Here is a 2,958-nt window from a genome sequence, read left to right on the forward strand (position 1 = left end):
TGAAAATATAGAGTCCTTTAATCGTTTTAAGCAATATATGCATATCAAAAGAGAAGTGGAAGATAAACTTAAAGATGTAATAGAAAAAAGTATTGTTTCATCAACTAACCACTTAATTTTAGTCTGTGGTAGCGTAGGAGATGGAAAATCTCATATATTATCTTATTTAATATCGCAGAATCCAGAAATTCGTGAGCATTTTGATATTCATAATGATGCAACTGAAAGCAGTGCTCCGACTAAAACATCAATGGATACATTATTTGAAGTATTAAAAGACTTTTCAGACGAGGCTATTGCATCTGAAAATCCATCGAAAAATATCTTACTTGCAATTAATTTAGGTACTCTAAATAATTTCTTGAATTCAGAATATGCTAACCAATTTACTAATTTAAAAGAATATGTGTTACTAAAGGGCATTTTAGAAGCGAAAATTGAAGAAAATACATTTGAAGAGGAGAGTAAATTTCAATTTGTAAACTTCAGTGATTACCATTTATTTTCTTTAAGTGAAGATGGCCCTGTCTCAAATTTTATTGAAAGTGCTTTAAATAGAATTACTGATCAAAGTGAAGAAAACCCATTTTATAAAAATTATACAAGAAACTGTTTGCATAGTTGCTCTTTATCCAATAGGTGCCCAGTCAAGTATAATTATGAATTACTTATGCATAAAAAAGTAAAGAGTACAATTGTTAAATTCATTGCTGAATTAACTCTTAAATACAAGACAATCATTTCATCAAGAACTCTTTTAGACTTTTTTTATCATATACTAGTAGATACAGAGTTAGAACAGAGAAGTGCAAAAGAAATATTTGAAAAGTATGTGGATTCATTGGACACAAGACAAAGGTTTTTATCATTAATGCCAAATTTATTCTTTAATTTTAGCAGCGTTTCTGAAGTATTTAAAAACTTGGTCCATTTAGATCCAATTAATAAACGTTCGGAAACATTGGATACTTTGACAATTGCTTTTTATAATACGCAAAACTATTATAAGTTATTTGAAAGTTATATAGATAAAAGAATAATGTTAGATACTACTTTACAGGATATAACAAATGGTATGGGGATGGATGATAGGAAAATAGGTTTACAAACTTTATTGAGGTTATATTCTTTTTTCCCGAATGAAGATAATATGTCTTTGGGAATTCAAGATGAAATCTATAAGTCATACGTTAAAAATCTTTATTATTGGAATAAAGGTGAAAGGTTTCAATTGCGTGAACTATATCAGGATATTGTTATTAATGGAATTTATGAATGGAACGGAAAAAGTGAACCAGGCAGAATTAATATATATCCAGGAAGAAATCAATTGAAATATACTATTAGTCAATCAGTAAAAATAAAACCATATACTGATGATCTAAAAGAAGTAAAAGAAGTAAATTTAGATAAATTTTTGACATACATGATTTTACAATTTACTAATTCAAATGAAAATGATTTGAAAAAGCACGAGATTTGTATAGATTATCCATTGTATGAATTATTAGTAAAGATAAAAGATGGGTACAGGCCAAATAAACAAGATAAAAATAACTTTATTAATTTTGTAGATTTCATCAGTAATATTATTGAAGGAAGCAAAGAACAAGAACTAGTAAAGATAACAGAAAAAATTGGTAAAGAATTGAAAAGGTATGAATTAACCTATCATGAAGGTTTTGGGCAATTTGAGTTTAAGGAGATTTGATATGGCGTATAAAATCATTGATTATAGTCGATTAAAAGACACATTTAAATTTACAGATAATGACAAGAAAACGAGGCTAAAACATACATCTGGTAATAAGTACAAAATATTACCATACTTAACTAGTAATAATGAAATCGATTGTTTTAGTGGGGTCATCGGTGAATTTTCAAGGACCGTTATAGGAATGGAATACAATGCTTTAGAAAAAACAAAATTAATTGATAGAATCAGCAGTAAAGTTGTTTCACATAATAAAAAAGATATACTATCTTCAGTAATAAATGAATTGTTTTTTAATGAAAATGATGAACTAGTAATTGCACATCCAGCCTTTTTTAATTATGTTCCATCTAGTGATCAAGCAGCCAGCTTAGGTGGATTTTTAGCAGATATTCTTGTAACAGATGAACTTAAAGAGAAAATTAGGAATAAGTATAATAAGGAACCTGAAAATGTTATTCTTAAACTTGTTTATAAGTTACTTCCACCCTTAGAGAAAAAGAATAAAAAACCAAATAGTAATCAATTGTACATTGAGAATATTCGGAACCAATTTGAAAATGATTTGTCCTTTTTATTAGAAAATGAAAAATTATTTTTAAACCATTTTGAAGACTTATTGCTATATTATTATTTTTATTATATTACTCAACTTACCTTACATTTGGATCAATTCTTTAGTGAAGAGAAATTAGTTTATCCAGTGTATTATAATCTTGATTTGGAGAAAAAGCGCCCGAAAACTAGAAAAAGTTATTATGAAGGATGGAAGATAATTGAGGCAAGACTCCCAAAACTATTTGCCCATGTTAATTGCTTAGAAATAATTAATTGTATTAAAAGTAATAATGAATTTATGAGCTATCAAGGTCTTCGTAATTTTATAGAAGGGCTAAATAAAGAGGATAAAGATCAACTTTGTTTGGAAATACAAGCATTAGTTAGAGAATATCAAGAGCGAATACAAGATGTATCCTGGGATGAGTATAAACCGAAGGATGGCGGATATGATGAGCCAATTTTTAATTATGTCAGGTCTTTATTTCAACATATTGATTATCAGTTTAAAAAATCGGGTAGAAAGAATCGTGCTATAAATTTTTATAAAGGTTTTGAGACATTTGCAAAGCAGTATTTTTTAAAACAATCAGGACCTTCAGGTTATACTCTAAATTTGAAACAGGATTTCTTTATATTTTTAACTAAGTTATGTATTAATAAATGTGAAAAGATTGCTTTAAAGG

General features: G+C 27.6%; 2 protein-coding genes. Both read left to right on the forward strand.

Annotated features, from left to right (window positions below; genetic code table 11):
- Positions 1 to 1,711, forward strand: a 1,711-nt coding sequence (dptF, locus tag GBN78_RS29250; RefSeq protein WP_152128009.1) for a DNA phosphorothioation-dependent restriction protein DptF, incomplete at its 5' end; no start/stop codon positions are given.
- Between the two features lies 1 nt (position 1,712).
- Positions 1,713 to 2,958, forward strand: a 1,246-nt coding sequence (gene dptG / locus GBN78_RS29255) for a DNA phosphorothioation-dependent restriction protein DptG (protein ID WP_193224775.1), incomplete at its 3' end; no start/stop codon positions are given.

It is taken from the genome of Bacillus sp. B2-WWTP-C-10-Post-4, assembly GCF_009183805.1.
Taxonomy (GTDB): Bacteria; Bacillota; Bacilli; order Bacillales; family Bacillaceae_G; genus Bacillus_A; species Bacillus_A cereus.